Source organism: Halapricum sp. CBA1109 (assembly GCF_009741825.1).
Lineage (GTDB): Archaea > Halobacteriota > Halobacteria > Halobacteriales > Haloarculaceae > Halapricum.
The window spans coordinates 1-3414 of the sequence record NZ_WPCA01000207.1; the positions used below are offsets into that span (position 1 = coordinate 1).

4 protein-coding genes are annotated in these 3414 nt (G+C 67.6%); 2 read left to right on the forward strand and 2 right to left on the reverse strand.

All coding sequences use genetic code 11. From position 1 onward, the window contains the following. Both GJ629_RS15100 and GJ629_RS15105 read left to right on the forward strand, forming a co-directional pair. On the forward strand, positions 1-465 hold a 465-nt coding region (locus tag GJ629_RS15100; RefSeq protein ID WP_157513755.1), incomplete at its 5' end, for a type IV pilin. A 94-nt stretch (positions 466-559) separates the two neighbouring features. Continuing rightward, positions 560-1741 carry a redox-regulated ATPase YchF gene (locus tag GJ629_RS15105; protein WP_157513756.1) on the forward strand — a complete coding sequence of 394 codons (1182 nt, stop codon included), beginning with the start codon at positions 560-562 and terminating at the stop codon, positions 1739-1741. Here GJ629_RS15105 and GJ629_RS15110 read toward each other — a convergent pair whose 3' ends face one another. Both GJ629_RS15110 and GJ629_RS15115 read right to left on the reverse strand, forming a co-directional pair. Continuing rightward, positions 1742-2797 (reverse strand): guanosine monophosphate reductase, encoded by a 1056-nt coding sequence (locus GJ629_RS15110; protein WP_157513757.1) that lies wholly within the window; start codon positions 2795-2797, stop codon positions 1742-1744. 75 nt (positions 2798-2872) lie between these two features. After that, positions 2873-3414, reverse strand: a 542-nt coding sequence (locus GJ629_RS15115) for a UbiA family prenyltransferase (RefSeq protein ID WP_197428659.1), incomplete at its 5' end; no start/stop codon positions are given.

Genomic DNA, 3414 nt, shown 5'->3' on the forward strand with positions numbered 1-3414 from the left:
ATGAAACTGAAACAGCTATTCACAGACGACGACGCAGTCAGTCCGGTCATCGGCGTGATCCTGATGGTTGCGATTACAGTTATCCTCGCAGCCGTCATCGCCACGTTCGTGCTCGGACTGGGCGAATCGGTCAGCGAGACGGCACCGCAAGCGAGCTTTACTACCGACTACGACGAGGGCGCCACCAGTCAAGATAGCTTCGGCGACACCCCGTCCGGCGGCCTCCTCGAAGTCACCCACAGCGGCGGTGACCGGATCCTCGCACAGAACCTCTACGTTGCCGGCGGGGAAAACGGGCGGTACGCGTGGAGTGACGCCTCCGAGTTCGGCCAAGACAGCCGGATTACAGCCGGTAGCGGGATCACCTACGCAGCGCAGTCCGACGACACCGTCCGCGTCCTCTGGCAAGAGGGCAACCAGGACAGCTCCGCCCAGCTAGACGAGTGGCGCGGCCCCGACGCCTGATCGGACCGGAACGTTCGAGCCGCTTTTCTTCGTGACGCGAACCGGGTAGCCGCGGGACCGAAAACGGCTTTCCCGCGCCAGTGGAAGCGGTAGTATGCTCTCGATAGCGCTGGCCGGCAAGCCAAACGCCGGCAAGTCTACCTTCTACACCGCCGCGACGATGGCCGATGTGGACGTCGGGAACTACCCGTTCACGACCATCGACGCCAACCGCGGCGTGACCCACGTCCGGACGGAGTGTCCCTGCCAGTCCCTCGACGAGCGCTGTGACAGCGACAACTGCCGCGACGGTATCCGGTACGTCCCCGTCGAGTTGATCGACGTCGCGGGACTGGTCCCCGGGGCACACGAGGGGCGGGGGCTGGGCAACCAGTTCCTCGACGAACTCACCAACGCCGACGTGATCCTCCACGTCGTCGACGCGGCGGGCGCGACAGACGCCGAAGGCGAACCGGTCGAGGTGGGCGACCACGACCCCGTCGAGGATCTGGACTTCATCGAGACGGAGATGGACCTCTGGATAGCGAGCATCGTCGAGCGCAACTGGGAGTCCGTCGAGCGACAGTCCCGCTCGCCCGACTTCGACATCGACGACGCGCTGGTGGAGATGCTGACCGGCGTCGGCGCGACGGAACTGGACGTCTCGCGGACGCTCCGGGAGATGGAGTATCCCGAGGACCCACAGCAGTGGACCGACGACCACCGCGAGACGCTGGCAAGCGACATTCGAAAGCGGACCAAGCCCATCGTCGTCGTGGCCAACAAGGCCGACATCGCGCCCGAGGAGAACATCGAGCGCCTGCGGGCGGCCGCCGAAACGGTGATTCCAGCCAGCGCCGACAGCGAACTCGCGCTCAGGCGCGCCGACGAGGCCGGCGCTATCGAGTACCGCCCCGGCGACGACGACTTCGAGATACTGGGCGACCTCAGCGACTCCCAGCGGGCGGGACTCGATCAGATCAGGGGCCTGCTCGGGGAACTGGGTGGGACGGGGATACAGGAGTCGCTGGACTACGCGGTGTACGACCTGTTGGACCACTTCACGGCCTACCCCGTCCAAGACGACACCCACTGGACCGACGGCCAAGGGAGCGTCCTCCCCGACGCCTTCCTCCTGCCCGAGGGGTCGACGCCGACGGACCTCGCGTACGCCGTCCACTCGGACATCGGCGACGGCTACCTCCACGCCGTCGACGCCCGGAAGGCGATGCGGATCAGCGACGACCAACAGCTGGAGGAAGGTGACGTGATCAAAATCGTCTCGACGGCGACGTAATCAGTCCTCGACGCTCGGCGTCTCCCAGTCGTGGTCGCCGTGTGCGCCCTCGCGTTCCTTGGCCGCCTGCTGTATCTCGATGAACTCGGCGTTCTCGCGGGCCGCCTCGATAGTGTGGCCGCCGCAGTAACTCAGCCCCGAGCGGATGCCAGCCGCGAACTCCGCCGCCACGTCCGACAGCGGCCCCTTGTACTCGGTGAGGGCCTCGACGCCCTCGTCGGCCTCCGGGTCGACGTCCTTGTCCGAGCGGGACTCGTTGGCCGCGGTCGTCGCCATCCCCCGCGAGCGCTTGTACTTGGTCCCGTCGACCTCGACTATCTCGGTCGGTGCCTCGTCGGTGCCGGCAAAGAGACTCCCCATCATCACGGTGTCAGCACCGGCCATCAGTGCCTTCACAGCGTCGCCGGACGAGCGAATGCCGCCGTCGGCGACGACCGGGACGCCCTGTTCGTGAGCGGCGTCGCTGCAGTCGTCGACGGCCGTCAACTGCGGGACGCCCACGCCCGCAACCTTCCGGGTCGTGCAGTGGGACCCGGGGCCGATACCGACCTTGACGGCGTCCGCGCCGGCGGCGGCGAGGTCAGCAGCGCCCTCCGGTGTCGCGACGTTGCCGGCGATCAACTCGATGTCGGGGAACTCGGATTTGAGGCGCTCGACGGCGTCGAGACACCGCTCCATGTGGCCGTGTGCGACGTCGATGACGACGACGTCGACACCGGCGGACCACAGCGCGTCCGTGCGGGCGATGGCGTCCTCGGCGATTCCGACGGCGGCACCGCAGCGCTCGCCGGCCTCGGCGACTCGACGGACCTCCGCGGCCTGTTCCTCCGCGGTCAGAAAGCGGTGGATCACGCCCAGACCGCCGGCCGCCGAGAGCGCGATGGCCGCCTCGGACTCGGTGACGGTGTCCATCGCCGCCGAGAGCAGCGGTGTTTCCAGATCGATACCGGTCGTCAGCGGCGTCGAGAGGTCGACGTCGCTCCGGCTATCCACCGGCGAGCGCTGGGGAACCAGCATCACGTCGCCGTAGGAGTATCCGGTCCGTAGATCGTTCATACCGGCCATAGGAAGCGGTTCCGAACGGAAAACGCTGTCGGGAGTGGCAGATGTCTGACTCGACAGGAGCGCGCCTCAGGCCAGTGGTTCGAACCACACCACGGCGACCAACACGGCGAGAAAGAGGTACGAGCCGCGGACGAGCAACATCGTCGCCAGTTTCGGCTCCGCCCGACGGGCCAGCAGCGCCACGGCGGCGAAGGGGACGATGGCCAGCACGGCGCCTCTCGGGAAGACGGTCACGAGCGCCAGCGCCGCGACGGCGACCAGTCCGGCGATCATCAGCCCGTACGCCGCCTGTCGGGCGCGCCTGCGGCCGAGGACCACCGCCACCGTCCGCTTGGCGATAGAGCGGTCGTAATCGTAGTCCTTGGCGTCGTCGATGACCTTGATGCCCGAGAGGATGAGCAGGAAGACGGCTGCGAACCCGAGGACGGCGGGCGTCAGCGTCTCGGCCTGCACGTAGAACCCACCGATGGCCGCGACGGAGATACCGAGCGGGTAGCCCGCCGTCGCGCCGACGGGGTTGGTGTCCAGTTGGGGCGCGTGGAAGTACCCGATCAGCCACCCCGGCAGCGTCAGGGCGGCCGCTATCGGGCCGACGAGGACGCCGATGG